At 69.8% G+C, this 20,983-nt stretch carries 16 protein-coding genes; 12 read left to right on the top strand and 4 right to left on the bottom strand.

Features of this window, described 5'->3' with window-relative positions:
• Position 1: 1 nt before the first annotated feature.
• Both HUX53_RS27640 and HUX53_RS27635 read right to left on the bottom strand, forming a co-directional pair.
• Positions 2–1,153: a branched-chain amino acid ABC transporter substrate-binding protein gene (locus tag HUX53_RS27640; protein ID WP_176406141.1), complete on the bottom strand. Its 1,152-nt coding sequence runs from the start codon at positions 1,151–1,153 to the stop codon at positions 2–4.
• Between the two features lie 180 nt (positions 1,154–1,333).
• The gene (locus HUX53_RS27635) at positions 1,334–2,158 is read right to left on the bottom strand and encodes an anti-sigma regulatory factor (RefSeq protein WP_176406140.1); all 825 of its coding nucleotides are present in this window, start codon (positions 2,156–2,158) and stop codon (positions 1,334–1,336) included.
• A gap of 170 nt (positions 2,159–2,328) precedes the next feature.
• On the opposite strand from HUX53_RS27635, the gene HUX53_RS27630 reads away from it, so the two are divergent.
• The 3 genes from HUX53_RS27630 to HUX53_RS27620 all read left to right on the top strand — a co-directional run bounded on the left by HUX53_RS27630 (position 2,329) and on the right by HUX53_RS27620 (position 5,513).
• On the top strand, positions 2,329–3,285 hold the full coding sequence (locus HUX53_RS27630) for a LysR family transcriptional regulator (protein WP_176406139.1): 957 nt from the start codon (positions 2,329–2,331) through the stop codon (positions 3,283–3,285).
• A gap of 89 nt (positions 3,286–3,374) precedes the next feature.
• Positions 3,375–4,043, top strand: coding sequence for a GntR family transcriptional regulator (locus HUX53_RS27625; RefSeq protein WP_176406138.1), 669 nt, complete (start codon positions 3,375–3,377; stop codon positions 4,041–4,043).
• 189 nt (positions 4,044–4,232) lie between these two features.
• Positions 4,233–5,513 (top strand): S1 family peptidase, encoded by a 1,281-nt coding sequence (locus tag HUX53_RS27620; RefSeq protein ID WP_176406137.1) that lies wholly within the window; start codon positions 4,233–4,235, stop codon positions 5,511–5,513.
• Between the two features lie 91 nt (positions 5,514–5,604).
• Here HUX53_RS27620 and HUX53_RS27615 read toward each other — a convergent pair whose 3' ends face one another.
• Positions 5,605–7,035, bottom strand: coding sequence for an aminopeptidase P family protein (locus HUX53_RS27615; RefSeq protein ID WP_176406136.1), 1,431 nt, complete (start codon positions 7,033–7,035; stop codon positions 5,605–5,607).
• A 100-nt stretch (positions 7,036–7,135) separates the two neighbouring features.
• Here HUX53_RS27615 and HUX53_RS27610 point away from each other — a divergent pair, with 100 nt between their 5' ends.
• Genes HUX53_RS27610 through HUX53_RS27590 form a run of 5 tightly spaced genes read left to right on the top strand, consistent with a single transcriptional unit; the run spans position 7,136 to position 12,657 of the window.
• Positions 7,136–8,797, top strand: coding sequence for an ABC transporter substrate-binding protein (locus HUX53_RS27610; RefSeq protein ID WP_176406135.1), 1,662 nt, complete (start codon positions 7,136–7,138; stop codon positions 8,795–8,797).
• Positions 8,797–9,744 carry an ABC transporter permease gene (locus HUX53_RS27605; RefSeq protein WP_176406134.1) on the top strand — a complete coding sequence of 316 codons (948 nt, stop codon included), beginning with the start codon at positions 8,797–8,799 and terminating at the stop codon, positions 9,742–9,744. The genes HUX53_RS27610 and HUX53_RS27605 overlap by 1 nt, the downstream gene beginning before the upstream one ends.
• Positions 9,741–10,730, top strand: coding sequence for an ABC transporter permease (locus HUX53_RS27600; protein WP_176406133.1), 990 nt, complete (start codon positions 9,741–9,743; stop codon positions 10,728–10,730). Before HUX53_RS27605 ends, HUX53_RS27600 begins: the two co-directional genes overlap by 4 nt.
• Positions 10,727–11,692, top strand: coding sequence for an ABC transporter ATP-binding protein (locus tag HUX53_RS27595; RefSeq protein WP_176406132.1), 966 nt, complete (start codon positions 10,727–10,729; stop codon positions 11,690–11,692). Before HUX53_RS27600 ends, HUX53_RS27595 begins: the two co-directional genes overlap by 4 nt.
• Positions 11,689–12,657 carry an oligopeptide/dipeptide ABC transporter ATP-binding protein gene (locus HUX53_RS27590; RefSeq protein ID WP_309237470.1) on the top strand — a complete coding sequence of 323 codons (969 nt, stop codon included), beginning with the start codon at positions 11,689–11,691 and terminating at the stop codon, positions 12,655–12,657. The genes HUX53_RS27595 and HUX53_RS27590 overlap by 4 nt, the downstream gene beginning before the upstream one ends.
• A 109-nt stretch (positions 12,658–12,766) precedes the next feature.
• Here the strand turns inward: HUX53_RS27590 and HUX53_RS42310 are convergent, their stop codons facing one another.
• Positions 12,767–15,328: a collagenase gene (locus HUX53_RS42310; RefSeq protein WP_309237469.1), complete on the bottom strand. Its 2,562-nt coding sequence runs from the start codon at positions 15,326–15,328 to the stop codon at positions 12,767–12,769.
• Between the two features lie 317 nt (positions 15,329–15,645).
• Between HUX53_RS42310 and HUX53_RS27580 the strand changes: the two genes are divergently transcribed.
• From HUX53_RS27580 to HUX53_RS27565, 4 genes are all read left to right on the top strand, one after another.
• On the top strand, positions 15,646–17,241 hold the full coding sequence (locus tag HUX53_RS27580; protein WP_217919978.1) for an alpha/beta hydrolase: 1,596 nt from the start codon (positions 15,646–15,648) through the stop codon (positions 17,239–17,241).
• A 50-nt stretch (positions 17,242–17,291) separates the two neighbouring features.
• Positions 17,292–17,498 (top strand): hypothetical protein, encoded by a 207-nt coding sequence (locus tag HUX53_RS27575; protein ID WP_176406130.1) that lies wholly within the window; start codon positions 17,292–17,294, stop codon positions 17,496–17,498.
• Between the two features lie 96 nt (positions 17,499–17,594).
• The gene (locus HUX53_RS27570; protein ID WP_176406129.1) at positions 17,595–19,694 is read left to right on the top strand and encodes an N-6 DNA methylase; all 2,100 of its coding nucleotides are present in this window, start codon (positions 17,595–17,597) and stop codon (positions 19,692–19,694) included.
• Entirely contained in the window at positions 19,691–20,977 is a 1,287-nt protein-coding gene (locus tag HUX53_RS27565) for a hypothetical protein (protein ID WP_176406128.1), read from the top strand. Before HUX53_RS27570 ends, HUX53_RS27565 begins: the two co-directional genes overlap by 4 nt.
• The last annotated feature ends 6 nt before the right edge of the window (positions 20,978–20,983 follow it).

The following is a 20,983-nucleotide window of genomic DNA, read 5'->3' as shown; positions in this document are numbered from 1 at the left end:
GCTACTTCAGCGCGTCGTGCAGCTCGAAGGCGCCGTCCTTGACCACCAGGATCACGAAGCCGCCGTTGCTGAGCGTGTGCCGCGGGGTGAACCTCAGCGGGCCGGAGAAGATCGGGAAGCCGTCGATGGCCTCCAGCTGCTTGGCGACCTTGTCGCCGTCGGTGCCGCCGGCCTTGCCGATGGCCTCGGCGGCCACCCGCACCGCGTCGTAGGACTGGGTGGAGTACGGGCCGGGCTCGCTGCCGAACTTCTGCTTGTAGGAGGCGATCCAGCCGCCCGCGCCCTCGATCGTGCCGGGCGTCTGCGTCATGGTGGCGTAGACGCCCTCGGCCGCCTTCGCTCCGGCGATCTTGACGAGCTTGGCGTCCACCGAGCCGTCGCCGACCATGAAATCGCCCTCGTACCCGGCCTGCCGGAACTGCCGCACGAGGAGACCGCCCTCCTGGTAGTAGCCGGTCCAGTAGATGAAGTCGGGCTTGGTCTTCAGGACGTTCGCGATGTTCGCCGAGTAGTCGCTCTCACCGGGGTTGACGGCGTCCAAGCCCGTCTTCTCCGGCCCGCCGGGCTCGTCGAGCGCGGCGGTGGTCCGCGTCGCGATGTCCTTGGAATAGGACGTGTTGTCGTGCAGAACCGCGACCCGCTTGGCGCCGCTCTTGGCCATCCAGCTCATCGCCGCCAGCGCCTGCTGGTCACCGGTTCCGTTGAGCAGGAACACATGCTTGAGCCGCTGCTCGACGAGCTCGGTGGAATTCGCCGCGGGAATGATCATCGGAATCGCGGCGCGGTCGAAGACGGGAAGCGTGGGCAGCGTCGCGCCCGAGCAGTAGCCGCCCACCGAAACGGCGATCTTGGCGGCGACCAGCTTGCTGGCCGCCGCGACCGCGGTCTTGGGGTCGCACGCGCCGTCCTCCGCGCGCAGCTCAAGCTTGCGGCCGTGCACGCCGCCGCGCGCGTTGATCTCCTGAACGGCCATCTGGGCACCGTTCTTCATGTACGGGCCGATGTCGGCGCTGGCGCCCGACAACGGCACCACCATCCCGATCACGATCGGACCCGAATCCTCGGCGTCGTCCGAACCGAGCAGTCCCTGCCCGCAGGCGGACACCGCCAGGGACACCGCTCCAAGGACGATGCCCAACGTGAGCTTCTGCATCCGGGTCTTCCCTTCTGAGGCGGTCGAGTGGCGCTGTGCCAAGGTGACCGACTACTTGTGACATGTGACATTGCACAGGTATCGGTCTTGCCGCGTCAAGAGGGTGAATCCACCTGACGGCCGCCTAACACGCAGGTCACGGTCCCGGTCGCCGGGGCCTTCCCTCCGGGTGGCGTACGCTCAGTACAGATCCCAGGACGGTGAGCGATACGCCGACCCCTCCATGGCGAGTTCCTCGCTGTACCGGACGATCTGCTCGACCACCTCGACCGCGTCCCACACCGGGTGCCGGACGACCCCGTGCCCCGGCCGCTCGTACAGCAGCGACTCGCCCTTGACCCAGACCCACAGGCCGACGGTGAAGTGGATGACCGCCGCGTCGGGACCGAGCGAGACGCGCGGCCGCAGCCCGCGCGCGTCCGCGAGCGCGCGGACGCGCTCGTGCGCGGGCCACGGCGCTGGAGTCTGCGGCGCCGGGCTCGCCGCCGGAAGCGGGACCGTGAAGTAGACGGCCTTGCCGGTGGCCGGGTCCGGTCCGATCCTGGACCTGGTGGGATGGACGCCCCAGCGGCCGCCGGCCTCCGCCGTCAGCGCGTCCACGAGAAGCAGGCCGCGCCCTCCGCACGCGTCGGGCGGCGCCGCGGGCGGGACCGGGAACTCGCCGGGGTCGCGCCAGGGGGCGGCGTCGAAGACCTGCACCGTGACGGCCGGACGGGTCCGGTGGCTGATGTGGGCCCACAGTTCCACCCGGTCGCGGGCCCCGTGCACCACCGCGTTGGTGGCGATCTCGGAGACGATCATCTGCGCGCTGTCGAGCGCGGCCTGGGGTATGCCGAGGTCGCCGAAGACCGAACGGACGATGGCCCGTGCCGTTCCCGCGGCCTGCGGGCCGGGCGGTAACGGCCAGGCAGGGAAGGCGCCGTCGCCCAGACCGCCGGCCGAGCCGACGTCCGAGCGGTCGTCCGGTGGGGAGCCCTCCTTCTCGGCCGTCCGCGGTTCGTCCATATCGATCGCTTCCCATGAGAGTCATCGGACGCGCACATGCTCGGCCGCCGGGAGAGGGGCGGTGAGGAGGACCTCTCCCGGCGGCCGATCGCTCACTTCAACGAAGGAGTACGGGAAGTATGTCCATTGGCCCCCACCGGAGGTCATCAGCTGATGCATAATTTCCGGCTATGGACCTCGATATCAGTCATCTGCGCATGGTGTGCGCGATGGCCGAGACGGGAAGCGTGACCCGGGCCGCGGCCCGGATGGGCATGTCCCAGCCCGCGATGTCGAACCAGCTCCGCCGGGTCGAGAGCATCGTCGGCGGTGAGCTGTTCACCCGCAGCCGGTCCGGCCTGGAGCCGACCCCGCTGGGCCGGCAGGTGATCAGCCGGGCGCGGACGGTCCTGTCGGAACTGGACAACCTGTTCGGTGACCTGCGGCCGCCCCTGGGCGAGGACGAGGCGCTCGCGCTCGGCTGCGTCCATCTCGCCTGCGTGGGGAGCATCGTCGCCCGCGTGGGCGACGCGCTCCCCGGCCGGGAGGTATCGCTGCGCATCGAACCGTCCTCGGCACTGCTCGGGGACGCGCTCGCCCGGGGGCAGCTCGACGCCGCCCTGCTGGGGACCATGGAGGGCTTCGACGTCCCGCTGCGGGCGCCGGTGGTCAGCCGCACGCTGGTGCCCCGGTTCCCGATCTTCGTCGCGCTCTCGGCGAACCATCCGCTCGCCGACCGGGAGGAGATCGACCTGGTCGACCTGAAGGCCGAGTCCTGGGTGGCGCCGCCCGGCGCCGACGACGGATCCCTCGCCTCGCTGCGGGCGTCCTGCCGCGCCGCCGGCTTCGAACCGATCGTGCGCTACGAGGCGCCGAGCGGGGCGGCCTGCCCGCTGGTCGCGGCCGGGCACGGGATACGCCTGGTGGACCCGTCCTGGCCGCCGCAGCCCGGCACGGTCGTCCGGCCGCTCGCGGGAGAACCGCAGGTCGCGAAGCTGATCGTGGCCTGGCGCCGGGACCGGATGGACGATGACGACGCGGCGGCCCTCTACCGGGGGATCGCGGCCGCCTTCGTGGAGCACGCCGACAGCCATCCGGCCTTCGGGGCGTGGTGGCACGCCCATCCCCAGGTGCATCCACTGCTGTGACCGGGGCCGGAGTCCGGCCCCGGCGGTCCGCCCGCCCGGTCGGGACCGCGACCCGGAACGGTATTCTGATCGTGGTTGAGGAGGGGCGTATGGATGCGGTGGCCGATGCCGCGGTCGGGCTGCCGGATCTCGGCGGTCACAGCAGTCTGCGCGGGCGGGTCGCCGATGCGCTGCGCGGCGCGCTCGCCGGCGGGAAACTGCGGCCGGGCGTCGTGTACTCCGCGCCCGCGCTGGCGGACGAGTTCGGGATCTCGGCCACCCCCGTCCGCGAGGCCATGATCGACCTCGTCCGGGACGGGCTCTTCGAGGCCGTCCGCAATCGCGGTTTCCGGGTCGTCCCGCTGTCGGACCGGGATCTCGCCGAGCTGACCGAGATCCGGGAGCTGGTCGAGGTCCCGGCGGTCGCGGGGCTGGCCGGGAACGTGCCGGCGGCGGCGCGGCGGTCGCTGCGGGTCCTGATCGATGAGGCCGCCGCGGCGGCGGCCGACGGGGACCTGATCCGCTTCCTGGACGCCGACCGCCGCTTCCACACCGGCCTTCTCGAACTGACCGGCAACCGGATGCTGGTCCGGACGGTCCTGGAGCTGCGCGCCCGGTCCCGGATGTACGGGCTGGCCGAGCCCGCCGCGGCCGACGACCTGATGGCGTCGGCGCGGGAGCACGCGCACCTCCTGGACGCGCTGGTCGCCGGGAACTGCGACCGGGCGCGCAAGGTCATGATGCGGCACCTGGAGCGCTTGCGGCGCGGCGGGCGCTGAGCCGCCTTCCCGGGAGCGGGTCGTCGCGGCCGGATCCGGCCACACCCCTTGCATGCTGGCCTTCGGTCCCGCCGATGGGTCTTGGCAAGTCGCGGCTTCCATTTTACAGTTCAGTGCAATTTCACATTGCACAGCGGACGCCGCGGCTCGAAGCCGCGGCACCCCCGTCCGCGAAGGAGGATCCCCCGAATGGTCCGCCACAAGCGCAGCGGCATCGCCACGGCCCTGGCCGCGGCCGCCGCCCTCATCACGGCCTCGGTGGCCGCGCCGGTCCCCGCCGGCGCGGCCACCGGCCGCGGCGCGCCCCCCGCCCCCTCCCCGACCACCAGATCCCAGACCCAGATCCAGCAGGAGACCGAGCAGGCACTCGTCAAGCAGATCGTCAAGGACCACCACGTCACCACCTCCGAGGCGCGGCGCCGCGCCGACCGCCAGCCGGCCCAGCTCAAGCTGGCGTCCAAGATCCGCAAGGATCTGGGCGCGGCCTACGGCGGCGCCTGGATCGACCAGGAGCACGGCGGCAAGCTCACCATCGGCGTCACCAAGGCGACCAAGGCCACCGCGGCGCCCAAGGCGCGCACGACCGCCAAGGCGTCCGGCATGAGCGACACCAGCACCACCACGGTCAAGTACAGCTTCCGGCACCTTCAGCAGGTGTCCGCGGCCCTGGCCAAGCGCGTCGCCAAAGCCAACAAGGGCACCGAGAACGGCCTGCAGACCGGCATCATCACCTCCCGCAACGTGGTGAAGCTCAACAGCCTGCGCGGCGCCGCCCTCACCCCCGCCCAGAAGGACGTGCTGCGCTGGGCCGAACACCAGTTCGGCGACGCCGTGCAGACCGGCACCTACGCCCACAAGTCGGTGCCCAAGTACTGCTACGACGACTACGCCTGCGACCCGCCGCTGCGCTCCGGCCTGGCGATCTTCACCAGCGGGGCGCGCTGCACCAGCGCGTTCACCACCTACTCCGGCGGCCAGTACTACATGCTCACCGCCGGCCACTGCGCCGAGATCGGCTACTGGTGGGACGTGTCCACCTACAGCTACGGCTACCAGAACGTGGGAGGCGTGGCCAACTACACCTTCGGCTGGTACGGCGACTCCGCGATCATCTCGGTCGACAACCCGAGCTGGTGGCAGCCGCGCGGCTGGGTGCTCTACACCACGCCCGTCTACGGCAGCGAGAGCGACTACGTCGGCGGATACGTCTGCAAGCAGGGCTCGACCACCGGCTACACCTGCGGGACGGTCACCGAGGTCGACGCCACCGTCTCCTACCCGAACCGGACGCTCGCCGGCATGACCTGGAGCACCGCCTGCGATGGCCCCGGTGACAGCGGCAGCGGCGTCTTCTACGGCAACTACGCCCACGGCATCCTCAGCGGCGGCCCCAACTCGGGATGCGGCATGATCCACGAACCGATCGGCCGCGCCCTGTCCACGTGGGGGGTCTCCCTGCTCAGCGGGTGACCCACCACGGATGGGAATGGGCGGGCGGTGCCGCTGCGGGGCGGCACCGCCCGCTCGCATGTCCGGATCCGCGCTTTCCGGACCCGTGCTCTCAGGAGTGGGACTGCATCCAGAGCTCGATCTCTTCCGGGTGACGCGGGAGTTCCGCCGACAACAGGCGGCCGCCCTGCTGGGTCACGAGCACGTCGTCCTCGATCCGGACGGCGATGCCCCGCAGCTCCGGCGGGAGCGTCATGTCGTCCGGCTGGAGGTAGAGGCCGGGCTCGACCGTCAGGACGTGGCCGGGCCGCAGCACCCCGTCGAGGTACTCGGACGCGCGCGCCGCCGCGCAGTCGTGGACGTCCATGCCGAGCATGTGCCCGCTGCTGCACAGGGTGTAGCGCCGGTAGACGCCCGATTCGGGATCGAGCGCCTCCTCCGCGCTGCGCAGCACGCCCCAGTCCTCCAGGCCCTCGGCGATGACGCGCATCGCGGCCATGTGGAAGTCGCGGAAGCGGGCGCCCGGGCGGATGGCGGCGAGGCCGGCCTCCTGGGCGTGGTAGACGAGGTCGTACACCTGCCGCTGCCGCGGCGTGAACCAGCCGCTGATCGGGAGGGTGCGGGTGATGTCGGCGGTGTAGAGGGTGTCGGTCTCCACGCCGGCGTCGAGCAGGAGCAGGTCGCCGAGACGCAGCGTCCCGTCGTTCCGGGTCCAGTGCAGGACGCAGGCGTGCGCCCCGGACGCGGCGATCGTCTCGTAGCCGACCCCGTTGCCCTTGATGCGCGAGACGCGCTCGAACGTGCCCTCCACCCAGCGTTCCCCGCGCGCCATGCCCGTGGCCTGCGGCAGCCCCGCGGCGACCTCGGCGAAGGCGGTCACGGTGTGGTCGACGGCGGCCTGGATCTGGGCGACCTCCCAGTCGTCCTTGACCAGGCGCAGCTCCGCGGCCCGGCTGGCGAGCTCGCGGTCGGGCAGCGGGTCCGCCACCGGGACCGCCCGGTCCACCTCCGGGTCGATGCCGCGGATCACGCGGGTCGGGCCGGGGCCGCGCAGCGCCTTCTCGAGGTCGTCGAGGGGCGCGCAGGTGATCGCCAGCCTCTCCGCTGTCTCGGCGAGGGTGGCGCGGGGGCCGACCCAGAACTCCCCGTGCCGGCGGTCGCGGTAGAAACCTCCATCACCGCGCGGTGACCGGGGCCGATGGTAGAGGATGGCGTCGTGCCCGTCGGCGGTGGGCTCCATCACCAGGACGGCGCCGGTCCCAGTGTCGGCGGCGGTGTCCCCGGTGAGGTGGGCGTAGGCGGTGTGCGGGCGGTACCGGTAGTCGCAGTCGTTGCTGCGGACCTTCGGCGGCCCGGCGGGCAGGACCAGGCGTACGCCGGGGAAGTGCGCGGACAGGGCGGCGCGGCGCGCGCTTGCGTACGGCGCCACGACGAGGCGGTCGGGAGGCGGCTTGTCGGCGGCGGCCCAGTCCCGCGTCATGAAGGAGGCGAGGGCCTTGGATACGGGCAGATCGTGGCTGCCCGTGGTGAAGCGGTCATCCATGTGCGTGTTCCCGGAGGTGGAGATTCGGTAACGGGGCTTGCAGTGCAATTGCACAGTACTATTTTATATTGCACTCCGCCCGACAATGCACGGAGATGCCATGAGACGTCCGGTACGGACCTGCTTCGCCCTCGCCCTCTCACTCACCGTCGCGGGCGGGCTGTCCGCCTGCGGATCGGGAGACGACGCGCCCGCCGCCAAGGCGGGGGGCACCCTCACCGTCCTGTACACGCAGGACTTCGCCCACCTCGACCCGCAGCGCAACTACGTGATGTTCGCGATGGACTTCGGCACCCGGCTGCTCTACCGGACGCTGACGACGTACGCCGCCAAGCCCGGCCAGGCGGGCACCGAGGTCGTCCCGGACATGGCGACCGGCACCGGCACGACGTCCGACAACGGCAAGACGTGGACGTTCCACCTCAAGCCGGGGCTGAAGTTCGAGGACGGCTCGCCCATCACCAGCGCGGACGTCAAGTACGGCGTGGAGCGTTCCTTCGCCCCCGATCTGCCGGAAGGCCCGGGGTACGCGAGGACGATGCTGGAGGGCGGCGACCAGTACAACGGCCCCTACAAGGACAAGGGCGGCCTGGACTCCATCGGGACGCCGGACGACCAGACCATCGTGTTCCACCTCAAGGAACCGTCCATGGACTGGCCGAAGATCACGACGCTGCCCACGTTCGCCCCCGTCCCCAAGGCCAAGGACGCCGGCGTCAACTACGACAAGCGGCCCTTCTCGTCCGGCCCCTACAAGGTGGAGTCGTACGACCGGGGCCAGAAGCTGTCACTGGTCAGGAACACCAACTGGAGCAAGACGACGGACAGCGTCCGCCAGGCCAACCCTGACAAGATCGTCGTGGAGGAGGGCCTCGCGCAGACCAGCATCGACCAGCGCCTGATCGCCGACCAGGGCAAGGACCAGCGGGCCATCACCCTCTACAGCGTCGCGCCGGCGAGCATGCCGCGCATCCTCACCAGGCCGGACGTGAAGAAGCGGTTCGTCAGCGCGACGAGCCTGTGCACCCGCTTCCTCGGGATGAACACGACCAAGCCGCCGTTCGACGACCCGAAGGTCCGGCAGGCGATGCAGTACGCGATCGACAAGGAGGCATACCGCACCGCGCACGGCGGCAGCGGCGTCGGCGACCTGGCGGGCTCCTACCTCCCGCCGGCCATGACCGGCGGGCAGGCCCAGGACGTCTTCCACGCGCCGCCGACCGGCGACCCGGTCAAGGCCAAGCAGCTGCTCGCCGCCGCCGGCAAGGACGGCGGCCTCTCGATCAACCTGACCACCACCAGCACCGAGCAGGGCAAGGCCGAGGCCGAAGCCGTCCAGCAGGGGCTGGCCCGCGTCGGCGTGAAGGTGCGGATCAACTCCGTCGCCAAGAGCGTCTACTACGACACGATCGGCGACATCAAGAAGGAGGACGAGATGGTCTTCTACGGCTGGTGCGCCGACTACCCGTCCGCCTCCTCGTTCATTCCGCCGATCTTCAACGGGCGGAACATCACGCCGAAGGGCAACACCGTCGTCTCCCAGATGGACGACAAGGCCATCAACGACAAGATCGAAGCGGCCGTGAAGGCGAACGATCCGGCGCAGTGGCAGGCCATCGACCGGGAGCTGATGCAGCTGTCGCCGATGGTCCCGCTGATCCACGACAAGCTGCCGCTGCTGCACGGCTCCAAGGTCACCGGCGCGTTCGGCCACCCGATCTGGGAGGGCGAGTTCGACTTCGCCACCATCGGGGTCAAGTAGTGAGCGCCCCGCCCCTCACCGAGGCGGCGGGCAGCGTGCCGGCGCCCGCCGGCCGGTCGCCCTGGCGACTGGCCGGCGGGCGCCTGCGCCGCGACCCCGCCGCGCTCGTCGGGCTAGCGATCATCGCGCTGTTCGTGCTGATGGCGCTCGCCGCCCCGCTGCTCACCGCGCTCAACGGGCACGGCCCGAACGAGTTCCACCCCGAGAAGATCGACAAGGCGCTCGCGGGCGCGCCCAAGGGCGCGTTCGGCGGCATCGACGGCGACTTCTGGCTCGGCGTCGAGCCGGGATCGGGACGGGACGTGTTCAGCCGCATGGTCTACGGCGCCCGCGTCTCGCTGCTGATCTCGGTCGCGGCGACCGCCGTGTCCACCGCGGTCGGCACCGTGCTCGGGCTCGTCGCCGGATTCACCGGCGGCCGCGTCGACGCGTTCATCAGCCGCGTCATGGACCTCGTCCTGTCGTTCCCGCACCTCATCTTCATGATCGCGCTGGTATCGGTGCTGCCGGACGCCAACCGGAAACTGGAGCTGGTGTTCGTCATGGGCTTCTTCGGCTGGCCCTACATCGGGCGGATCGTGCGCGGGCAGACGCTCTCGGTGCGCAACCGGGAGTTCGTCGAGGCGGCGCGGGCGTCCGGGATGCTGCGCATGCGGATCGTGTTCCGCGAGGTGCTGCCCAACCTGATCGCCCCGGTGCTGGTCTTCGCGACGCTCACCGTCCCGATCAACATCGGCACGGAGGCGGCGCTGTCGTTCCTCGGCATCGGCGTCCGGCCGCCCGACTCGTCCTGGGGGCAGATGATGGCCAAGGCGATCGACTGGTACCAGGTCGATCCGACGTTCTTCGTGGTGCCCGGTGTCTGCCTGCTGCTGACCGTCCTCGCGTTCACCCTGCTCGGCGACGCGTTCCGGGACGCACTCGACCCGCGCGGGGGTGGCCGGTGATCCGCTACATCGCGCTGCGCCTCGCCGGGGTCGCCGGCGTCCTGCTCGTCATCTGCGCGGTCACGTTCGTGATCTTCTACGTGTTCCCCGCCGACCCGGCGCTGCAGGCGTGCGGGAAGTCGTGCACGTCGGAACGGCTGGCCATGCTCCACCACCAGATGGGGCTCGACCGGCCGATCTGGCAGCAGTTCACCGACTACCTGGTCGGCATCTTCGCCGGACGCACCTACGGGACGGGGCCGCTGGCCGTCCAGTGCCACTTCCCGTGCCTCGGGTTCTCCTACCAGAACAACATGCCGGTCTGGGACCTGATGATGCAGCGCCTCCCCACGACCTTGTCGATCGGGATCGGCGCCGCGGTCCTGTGGCTCGTCGGCGGCGTCACCGTCGGGGTCGTCTCCGCACTGCGCAAGGACTCGCTGCTCGACCGGACGATGATGGTCGGCACGCTGACGTCCGCGTCCCTTCCGATCTACTTCACCGCGATGGCGCTGACCGTCCTCGTCGTACAGATCGGCGGCCTGCTGCCCTACTCCAGCTACGTGCCGATCGGCGAGGACCCCATCGGCTGGGTGAAGAACCTCATCCTGCCCTGGGTCGCCCTCGCCCTGCTGTACGCGGCGATGTACGCGCGGCTGTCGCGGGCGTCGATGGTGGAGACGATGGCCGAACCCTACATCCGGACGGCTCGCGCCAAGGGCCTGCCCGAGCGGACGGTCGTCACCAAGCACGGGCTCCGCGCCGGGCTCACCCCCGTCCTCACCGTCTTCGGCATGGACCTCGGCGCGCTCCTCGGCGGCGCCATCATCACCGAGAGCGTGTTCGGGCTGCCCGGCCTCGGCCGGCTCACGATCGACTCCATCGAGAAGTCCGACCAGCCGGTCGTGATGGGCGTCGCGCTGCTGGCCGCGTTCTTCATCACGTTCGCCAACCTCGTCGTCGACCTCTTCTACGCCGTGCTCGACCCCCAGGTGAGATACCAATGAGCCTGCTGACCGTCCGGGACCTGACCGTCGAGTTCACCGGCCCGAGAGGCACGGCCCGCGCGGTGGACGGGTTGTCGTTCACCGTGGACGAGGGCCGCACCCTCGGCATCGTCGGCGAGTCCGGCTCCGGCAAGTCCGTGACCAGCCTCGCGATCATGGGGCTGCACGACCGGGCCCGGGTGACCGGGTCGATCGACGTCGCCGGCACCGAGGTCGTCGGCGCCGGCCGGGAGGAGATCCGCGCGCTGCGCGGCCGCCGGGTCGCGATGATCTTCCAGGACCCGCTGTCGTCGCTGCACCCGCACTACCGCGTCGGCGAGCAGATCGCCGAGGCGCGGCGGCTGCACTTCGGCGTGTCCCGGCGGGCGGCGCACAAGCACGCCGTACAGCTGCTCGCCGACGTCGGGATCCCCGATCCCGGCGAGCGCGCCGGCGACTATCCGCACCAGTTCTCCGGCGGCATGCGCCAGCGCGTCATGATCGCCATGGCGCTGGCGTGCGAGCCGGACCTGCTGATCGCCGACGAGCCGACCACCGCGCTGGACGTGACCGTCCAGGCGCAGATCCTGGAGCTGATCGCGGACATCCAGCGGGAGCGGGGCCTCGCCGTCCTGATGATCACACACGATCTGGGGGTGGTCGCGCGGGTCGCCGACGACGTCCTGGTCATGTACGCGGGACGGGCCGTGGAGCGGGCGGACGTCGACGCGCTGTTCGCCGAGCCCCGCCACCCCTACACGCGCGGGCTGCTCGGCTCGCTGCCCAGGCTCACCGGCCCCGCCGGTGAGCTGACCCCGATCGCGGGCACCCCGCCGTCTCCGCTGACTCCGGCGGCGGGGTGCCCGTTCCATCCGCGCTGCCCCGACCGGATCGCGACGTGCGAGACCGTCCGCCCGGACCTGGAGGGCACGTCCCACCAGGCGGCGTGCCACCTGACGGCCACGAAGAAGGTGACATCGTGACGCCCCTGCTGAAACTGGACGGGCTGACCAAGACGTTCCACACCCGGCGCGGCGCCGTCCGGGCCGTGGACGGCCTCGACCTGGAGGTGCGGGCCGGGGAGACGCTCGGGCTGGTCGGCGAGTCCGGCTGCGGGAAGTCCACCACCGGGCGGATGCTCGTCCGGCTCCTGGACCCCACCGCCGGGCGGATCACCTTCGACGGGCAGGACATCACCGGGCTGTCGCAGCGGCGGATGCGTTCGCTCCGCCACGACCTGCAGATCATCTTCCAGGACCCGTTCTCGTCGCTGAACCCGCGGCACACCGTGGGCTCGATCGTGGCGGCGCCGCTGCGCGCCCAGGGCGAGGAGGCTCCGCGCCACCTCGTCCAGGAGATGCTGGAGCTGGTCGGGCTCGGCGCCGAGCACATCGACCGGTACCCGCACGAGTTCTCCGGCGGGCAGGCGCAGCGGATCGGGATCGCCCGCGCGCTGGTCACCCGTCCCCGCCTCGTCGTCGCGGACGAGCCGGTGTCGGCGCTCGACGTGTCGATCCAGGCGCAGATCGCCAACCTGCTCGCCCGCCTGCAACGGCAGCTCGACCTGGCGTACGTGTTCATCGCGCACGATCTGGCGGTGGTGCGGCACGTGTGCGCCCGGGTCGCCGTGATGTACCTCGGCCGGATCGTCGAGATCGGGGCGCGGGACGTGATCTACGGTTCGCCGGCGCACCCCTACACTCGGGCGCTGCTGTCGGCGATTCCGCTGCCGGATCCGGCGGCGGAGCGGTCCCGGGAGCGGATCGTGCTGCGCGGGGACCCGCCGAGTCCGGCGGACCCGCCCGCGGGGTGCGCGTTCCATCCGCGGTGCTTCAAGGCCGCGGCCCGGTGCCGCACCGAGCGGCCGCGGCTCACGGAGGTCAACGGGCGCCGGGTCGCCTGCCATTTCCCGGAGCTCGGCCCGTTCGAGCTCGCCCCGCCGTCCTGAGGAGGCCCGGGCCGCTCTGCTGAGGAGGCTCGGGCCGCTCTCCCGGAAACGGCGCCGGGGCCGGACCTTGCGGTCCGGCCCCGGCTGTTTTCGTCGGTGCGGTGGCGGGTCAGTACTGGGTCTTGACGGTCACGCCGTTGAAGGCGTCCTTTCCGTAGAGGCTGATGTAGTTGTAGCCGGCGGGCGGGTTGGAGATGGTGAGGGATTCACCGTTTCCGGTGTTGGTGGAGCGCTGGGTGTAGGACGTCGATGTGGCCCAGGAGCTGGCGTTGTAGTAGAGGTCGGCGTCGCCGGTTCCGCCGGAGGAGGTGATGGTGATCGACCGGGTGCCGGAGGGAACGTAGAGGTAGAGGTAGGACAGGTCGCCCTGTCCTCCCGACAGGTTGCTGCGCTGGCAGTTCTGGCCGAGCTGGCGGGTGTCGGATCCGGTGCACTCGGTTCCGCCGCCTCCGCCGCCGCCGGCGGACACCGAGATCTGCTGGGTGCTGGTGGCGGTGGCGCCGCCGTCGTCGGTGACCGTCAGCGAGACGCTGTAGGTTCCGTCGGCGCCGTAGGTGTGGGACGGGTTGGCGGAGGTGGAGGTGGTGCCGTCGCCGAAGTCCCAGCTGCGGGAGGCGATGGTGCCGTCGGTGTCGGTGGACTGGTCGGTGAAGTTCACCGCCAGGCCGTTGGCCGAGTAGGAGAACTTCGCGGTCGGCGCCTGGTTGCCGCCGCCACCGCCTCCGCCGGCGCAGGCGCCGGATGCGCACGCGGCGAGCCAGGTCCACCAGTCGCTGTCGTAGCGGCTGCCGATGGTGCTGGTCAGGAAGGTGCGTGCGGCGTTCCAGTTGCCGGTCCGGTAGTAGCCGAGGACGGTGGCGATGTCACCGGGGTGCTTCTCCAGCATGTACCGCACCGCCAGGTAGCCCCAGTAGTAGATGCGGGTCGTGTCGTGGCTGTAGGTGGTGTCCCACAGGGTGCTGAGCGCGTAGGTGTTCTTGGCGGCCTCGGCGATCGCCGAGGTGTTGGTCACCTTCCGGTAGGAGTAGGAGACGTACTCGGCGAACCCTTCGATCCACCAGATGGTCGGCGTGGTGACGTTGGAGTTGAAGTCGCCGTACATGTCGAAGCGACCGTCGAGGTAGTGGGTGTACTCGTGGTTGAGGTTCCAGATCTGGAACGTCGGGCGCATCCATTCGGCTTCGTAGGCGATGAAGCGGGGCTGGTTTCCGGCGGCGGAGGGGTTTCCTTCCAGGTACATTCCGCCGTTGTTGGTGTTGATGCCGAACATGGCGCCGGCGTAGGTCTGGTAGTCGGTGCTGGAGTCGAAGACGCAGACCTCGATGGTGGTGTTGTTGTCGCCGGCGACGGGGGTGTTCCCATCCTTGACGAGGCTGTGGAAGTAGGCGTCCTGGTTGATCAGGCTGGCGCAGGTGTCCGACAACTGCCCGGCGGTCATGTCCTGTGCGCGGATCTTGATGCTGGAACTGCACGTGTGGTTGATGGTCAGGACGTTCTGTGCGAGCCGCTGGGCGAGGTTGCAGGTGCCGTAGTAGGAGCAGTTGGCCTTGTCGTAGGAGTCGGTCATCTCGGCGATGCCGACCCACAGCGGCGCGGTCGTCCCGGTCATGCTGCTCTGCCCGAGCAGGCCCTTGGCCAGCGGCCTGACCTTGGCCTGGAGCGTGGCGTGCTGGAGGAACCGGGCCATTTCACGTCCGGCGTTGGACGCCAGGTAGCTGCGGTCGGTGCCCAGCAGGCTCAGGTGGCCCGCGGCGAACGAGTTGAGCGTGTCCAGGACGCTGGGGTCGGACTGCACCGCGGAGACGAACGCGGGGACCTGGTGGCCGCGGAACAGCACCGTGTAGACGTTGTTGACCGCGTTGAGCATCCACCAGGAGGCGTCGTAGGAACTGTTGTAGCCGTTCAGGAGCCGCTTGACCACGTAGATGTAGCGGGCGTTCTCCTGGGCGCTGTCGATCAGCGTGACGGCCTCGGCGAGGACCTCGCCGTTGGCGTCACTGACCGTTGAGGAGTTGGAGTTGCCGAAGTAGGCGTCCAGACCGGACTGGATCGCGGTCTTCAGCGACTGCCCGTAGGTGCCCACGGTGGAGGAGTTGTACCACTGGACGTAGTACCCGGCGCGCAGGTACAGCACGAGCTGGGCCGTGCTGGTGCTGTTGTCGCCCGGGTAGTAGACCGCGTTGTCGCGCAGCGCGTAGGCGATGCTCACCATCTGCGACTCGCGGAACGCGTAGTAGGCGTCCCCGCCGGTCAGGCTGAACAGCGAGTTGATGCAGTCGGTCGTCGACGCCTTGACCTGCTGGACCAGCGCGCTCCCGGACCGGCTGGTGAAGTCACTGGGACTGCACGCGGCGGCCGCCTTGGCCGTGGCCTTCGGCGCGTTCTTCTGCGCCTTGGCCGCGCTCTTCATGGACGGCCGTTTGTGCTCGGCCGACTTCTTGGGCTGCTCGGGGCTGCTCTTCAGCGCGTCCTTCTCCGCCGACAGCGGCGGACGGTCCTTGGCCGGGAGCGGGGACTTCTGGACGTGCGGCGCCCGATCGACGCGAGTACTGACCGGGGGCGGTTTCGGGGCGGCGTTGGCGGGGCTCGCGGGCGAGACCAGGAAGCTGATCCCGAGGAGGATTGCGGCCGACGCCTGCAGGCATCTGACAGATCTGCGTTTGCTTCTCACAGGGGGTTTCCTTCGGAGGCGTTCCCATGGGAACGAACCGGATCGGGGGGCTCCGGGGTCCAACGCCCGGAGGGGGTGAGGGAAGCGTGCGCCCGCAGTGTGCGAGCCGGATCCGCGCCGTGGTCATACACGGCCCCATCGGTCTCGGTTATGGATCGCCCGAGTGACCGGATTCGCGCCGCGGCCGAGATGCGCATCCGCTGAGGTCGCAGGCACTTTTCCGGTGCCGCTTCTCCGCCCGTTGCCGAATGCGGACAGCCCTGAAGGAAGGCTGCAATTGTACACTGCAATTTCACTGGCAACCTCAGGAGGCACTGGTGAAACAGCCGAAACCCAGACGCCGGGGCGCGATGGTCATCGCGGGCGGAGCCGTTCTGGCCGCCGCCGCGCTGACCGTCCCGCCGCCGGCCGCAGCCGCGCAGAAATCCCCCCAGCAGGCCCCCCAGAAGGCCCCCCAGTGGCGCTCGTGCGGCGACACCGAGCACCCCACCCTGCAGTGCGCGATGCTGGAGGTCCCCCTCGATCACGCCCGTCCGGACGGGCGCACGGTCAAGATCGCGGTGAACCGGCTGCCGGCCACCGCACCCAAGGACAAGCGGCAGGGCCCGATCCTGCTCAACCCCGGCGGTCCGGGCATCAGCGGCCTGTGGATGGCCACCTGGATCCCCGACCAGTTGCCGCCCGACGTGGCCGCCGCCTACGACTGGGTCGGCTTCGACCTGCGCGGATCCCAGCACAGCGAGCCGCACATGTCCTGCGACCCGCACTACTTCGACGGCCCGCGCCCCGACTTCCAGCCCAGCCAGGGCACCACCCGGACCTGGCTGAAGAAGGCCGCCGGCTACGTCGCCAAATGCACCGCCAAGTACTCCTGGCTGCTGCCGCACCTGGCGACCGTCGACCACGTCCGCGACATGGAGTCCATCCGCCGGGCCCTCGGCGCCGACAAGATCAGCTTCTTCGGCTGGTCGTACGGCACCACGCTCGGCTCGACCTACGCCCAGCTGTACCCCCGGCACGTCCGCCGGCTCGTCCTGGACAGCATCGTCGGCCCGTCGGTCTCCTGGTACGACCACAACATCCGCCAAGACCTCCAGCACGAGAAGCGGTTCACCGCGTTCACCGAGTGGGTGGCCAAGGCCGACGACGTCTACCACCTGGGCACCGATCCCGACGAGATCGCCGACAAGTGGTACGCCATGCGCGCCGATCTCCGCGAACACCCCGTCGGCCGGATCGGCCCCGACGAGTTCGACGACACCCAGGTCGCCGGCGGCTACAACGCGCTGCGCTGGCCGCGCCTGGCGACCGTCCTGTCCGCCTACACCAACTCGCGCGACACCGCCCCGCTCGTCACCGCCTACGAGCGCTACGCCGCACCCGACCCGTCCGACGACTCCTTCGACCTGTACAACGCCGTCATGTGCGCCGACAGCAAATGGCCCCGCAGCTTCCGGTACTGGCGCGAAGACCAGGCCGAGGTCAACGAGAAGGCCCCCTTCTACACCTACAACAACATGTGGTTCAACGCCGGCTGCCTCTTCTGGCCGGTCAAGGCAGGACACCGCACCAAGATCACCGGAAAGGACCTGCCGCCCGCCCTGCTCTTCCAGGCCACCGACGACCCGGCCACCCCGTACGAGGGCGGCCTGGAAATGGCCCGCGCACTCCCCTCCGCCCGCCTGGTCGTCGAACGCGGCGGCGGAAGCCACGCCATCACCTTCGCCGGCAACAAATGCCTGGACGACCTCCTGATCGACTACCTCCGCACCGGAAAGGTCCCCGCCGACCGCGGCCTCGTCGACCGGACCTGCGCAAAGAACCCCGACCCGACCCCGATCTGGGTCGCGCCCGCGCCGGCCACCGCACTCCGCACACCGGCGACCGCCGTCCCACGCCAGTTCACCACCTGACCCTCCGGCTCCCGACAAGAGGCAGCGGAAGGTCCGTCCCGTTCGTCGAGGTGCCGCCGCCCACCGGCACCTCGGCGGACGGGTGCGCGGCGAACGGCGCGAAGGCGGAGTTCGAGCAGGCCCCGGCTCCGGCGTCGCCGGACCGGCTGCGCACGATGATCCACAAGCGGCCGCTGACGGACGGCACGGTCGGCATGCCGCTGCCGGGGCTGTTCAACGCCCCATATCCCGGTGGTCCGCCCCGGCCCGCGCCGTAGGATCCTAGGATTCCAGTGCGGAACGAGCCGGTCAGGTAGAGGGTGCCGCCCGGGCAGGCGGTGGCGCCCACAGGAGCAGAAGCAGGGTCGTGGCGGATGGAGCAGGTCAGCTTGGACATCGGTGCGGGCGAAGAGGAGGTCGGGACGGAGGCGGGTGCGCCGGACTCGCTCGCCGATGACGAGATCATCGACTTCATCACCGGTAAGCGGATCAAGGAGAGGGGGAACGAGCCCGTCCGGCAGCGGATCGCCCGTGCCCTCTTCCACGAGTACGGGATCGCCGTGCGGGACATGCACCGCGACTTCCCGATCCCGGTGGCCGCGGTGGGCCGGCGCAGGGCGACGAAGAAGGCCGACATCGCGATCTTCGCGCACGGCGCCCCGCACACCCTCGCCAACCTCCGCCGGGTCGTCGTCTGCAAGCCGGAACCCAAGGCGAGCCGCAAGGTCACCAAGATCCGCACCTTCAACCAGGCGAGGGAGGACCTGGAGGAACTCGAGACCCTCCTCGGGACCGAGACCACACCCCAGGCCCAGTACGGCATGTGGACGAACGGGGTGGACTTCTTCTTCCTCTACAAGGAGTCGACCCGCTTCGGCGCCAAGTTCGAGCAGCGCGCGGACTGGCCCATCGCAGACGAGTCGGTGCAGAGCGGCTCGGTGGTGTCGGTCGCACGGCTGCGGCGCGGCGAGGCCGCGATGCTCAAGACCGCATTCCAGCGCTGCCACAACTACATCCACGGCAACGAGGGCATGCCCAAGGACGCGGCGTTCTGGCAGTTCCTCTACCTGCTGTTCGCCAAGATGCACGACGAGCGGGTCAGCCGCCGCACCCGCCGCACGCCCGAGTTCTACGCGCTGCCGTCCGAACCGTTCAACGAGGACGGCCGCAAGGCGATCCGCAAGCGCATCGAGGCCCTGTTCGCGGAGGTGAAGAAGGAGTACCCCCTCTTCACCGTCCGGGACGAGATCTCGCTGTCCGACCGCGCGCTGGCCTTCATCGTCGGCGAGCTCGCGCCCTATGACCTCACCGGCACCGACATCGACGTCAAGGGCATGGCCTATCAGGAACTCCTCGGCGCCAACCTGCGGGGCGACCGGGGGCAGTACTTCACCCCGATCGGAGCGGTCGAACTGGCGGTCGCCATCCTGGACCCGCAGGAGGACGAGACCGTCTTCGACCCCGCGTGCGGCACCGGGGGCTTCCTCCGCGAGACGCTCCGGCACCTGCTCAACAAGTGGCGCGCGGACGAGGACACCATCGGCCTGCCCGACACCGAAGAGCAGCTGATCAGCCACCAGGACAAGCTGCACACCTACGCAGAAGACCACCTGTTCGGGGCCGATTTCGATCCGTTCCTGGTGCGCGCCACGAGCATGAGCATCATGACCCTGACCGGTGGTGAGGGGAACGTCTACAACATGGATTCGCTGGCGTTCCCCCACGGATTTCTCCCCGGGGAGGCCGAGGCCAAGGAGCGCATCCCGCTGAACTCGGTGGACGTCCTGATGACCAACCCTCCGTTCGGCACCGACATCAAGGTCGAGAACAAGGACGTCCTCGAGCTGTACCGGGACGGGGTCGCCCGGACGTGGGTCCGCAACAAGGAGACGGGCAAGGCCGAGCCCGGTGAGATGCGCGCGGCGGTTTCGCCCGAGCAGCTGTTCATCCAGCGCGCGGTCCAGTGGGTGAAGCCGGGAGGCCGCATCGGCATCGTCCTTCCCAACGGGATCCTGTCCAATCCGGGCCCGGTGGACGAGGGGATCCGCGAATGGATCCTGGAGAACTGCTGGGTGCTGGCCAGCGTGGAACTGCCGGTGGAGACCTTCATCTACGACGCCGGCGTCAACATCCTCACCAGCCTGCTCTTCCTCAAGAAGAAGACCGAGGACGAGAAGGTCAAGGAGACGCTGGCGGGCCGGCAGCAGGACTACCCGGTCTTCATGGCCGTGGCGGAGAAGGTCGGCATCGACCGGCGCGGCAACCCCGTCTACAAGCGGCACCCGGACGGTGAGGTGGTGCTGGAGGTGCAAGAGGAGCGGGAACGGGTCCGCATCGATGGCCGCGACGAGGTGACGGTCCTGCACCGTAAACGCAAGGCCATCGACAACGACCTGCCCAAGATCGCCGAGGCGTACAAGGAGTTCCGCCGCCGGCATGACGAGCCCGGCTTGCCGCGCAGGAGCGGCCGGTGATCACCCGCATCGAGGCGAACCGGTACCGCTGTCCCTCCGCACAGGGTGCCGAGGGTCATTACGACGTGATCGCCGGGACGGTGGCCTCAGGCAAGTCGGCTCTGCTGGGTATCGTGGGCCTGCTGGGCGACCCAGTCCGGCTTCGGCGGGTCTCGCAAGCTACGGCGGAGGCGCAGCGCGCCGGAAAGACCCGCCGTACGGGCACGCTTCTCGAACTGCTGCACCGACAGGACGGCGACAGGATCTTTTTCGTGGTGGAGGCGAACCTGTCGTCGAACCACGTCGGTGCCCTGGCCGGTACGGACCCGGCCGGGCTCGTTATGCCGGTGCCAACGCGTCTCCGTCACGCCGCCCGGGTGGACGTCGGCAGGCGCACATTCGAGATCACCGACGACAGCATGCTCCTAATCAACGGCCGGAGAGATCGACTGTCGGACGAGTTCTTTGGGGCCGCCGCACTGGGGGAGGCTTCCGAGAAGGACGCCCTGGAGCCGAAGGTCCGGCAACTCGTGGCCGCCCGGCAACAGCATTGGGGGACCTGCCTCACTCCGGGCGCGACGCCCCAGGAGACGGAGACATCACCCTTCAAGATCTCACCGGATCGTCTTTCGCCCGACAACATCCCGGCCGGCGCGGGCTCTTTTCCGGATGCACCCTGGTTCGCGCAGTTGTTGCCTGAGGAAGTGGCCTCCCCAACCTCGAACTGGGAAGCGCTTCAGTACCCTGCCAGTCCAAACAATCCAGAGCAGTTGGGACGGCCAGGGCAGAACATTCGGCGGCTCGTGCTGGCGTTGCAGGAGGATGACACGCACCAGTCCGCCGCATGGGGCGACCATGTTCGGGTGGAGCCCCCTCAAGTGAACACAGTTGGAGCCGTTGGGTGTGAGGCGGGTCAGTGCGCTCCCGTCGAGGTCGATTACGGCCGCGGACACCGGGTTGCCTCTACAGGGCTGTCGGAAAGCACGCCGATGCTGATGCCGCTGGCACTTCTGCCGCTCCTGGACGAGGCACGGCCGCCCAAGCTCCCGCCGACTGAGGAGCCGGAGAAGAGCGTCTACCGACGAGCCATCGAGGCAATGATCCAGCTGCTCTACCCGCACAACCGTTCGCAAGTCCGGGCGCCTGCCCACTCGCCGGACGTGACGCGGAACAACCCATTGGAGGCAGTCAGCGTCGCACGGTTGAACGGTGGGTGCAGCACGATCGTGGCACCGGGCGAGGATTGTCATCGGCTGTGTGACCAGCCTGGCTCCCTCGGCAACGAATCCCTGTACGCGGCATGAGTGTCC

Source organism: Actinomadura sp. BRA 177 (assembly GCF_013372625.1).
In the GTDB taxonomy this organism is placed as follows: Bacteria; Actinomycetota; Actinomycetes; order Streptosporangiales; family Streptosporangiaceae; genus Spirillospora.
This window is presented reverse-complemented; position numbering and strand designations above follow the sequence as displayed.

What these genes read in the sequence shown, in the direction of transcription:
- HUX53_RS27640 (WP_176406141.1), bottom strand. Translation starts at nt 1,153, where the DNA reads ATGCAGAAGCTCACGTTGGGCATCGTCCTTGGAGCGGTGTCCCTGGCG.
- HUX53_RS27635 (WP_176406140.1), bottom strand. Translation starts at nt 2,158, where the DNA reads ATGGACGAACCGCGGACGGCCGAGAAGGAGGGCTCCCCACCGGACGAC.
- HUX53_RS27630 (WP_176406139.1), top strand. Translation starts at nt 2,329, where the DNA reads ATGGACCTCGATATCAGTCATCTGCGCATGGTGTGCGCGATGGCCGAG.
- HUX53_RS27625 (WP_176406138.1), top strand. Translation starts at nt 3,375, where the DNA reads ATGGATGCGGTGGCCGATGCCGCGGTCGGGCTGCCGGATCTCGGCGGT.
- HUX53_RS27620 (WP_176406137.1), top strand. Translation starts at nt 4,233, where the DNA reads ATGGTCCGCCACAAGCGCAGCGGCATCGCCACGGCCCTGGCCGCGGCC.
- HUX53_RS27615 (WP_176406136.1), bottom strand. Translation starts at nt 7,035, where the DNA reads ATGGATGACCGCTTCACCACGGGCAGCCACGATCTGCCCGTATCCAAG.
- HUX53_RS27610 (WP_176406135.1), top strand. Translation starts at nt 7,136, where the DNA reads ATGAGACGTCCGGTACGGACCTGCTTCGCCCTCGCCCTCTCACTCACC.
- HUX53_RS27595 (WP_176406132.1), top strand. Translation starts at nt 10,727, where the DNA reads ATGAGCCTGCTGACCGTCCGGGACCTGACCGTCGAGTTCACCGGCCCG.
- HUX53_RS27570 (WP_176406129.1), top strand. Translation starts at nt 17,595, where the DNA reads ATGGAGCAGGTCAGCTTGGACATCGGTGCGGGCGAAGAGGAGGTCGGG.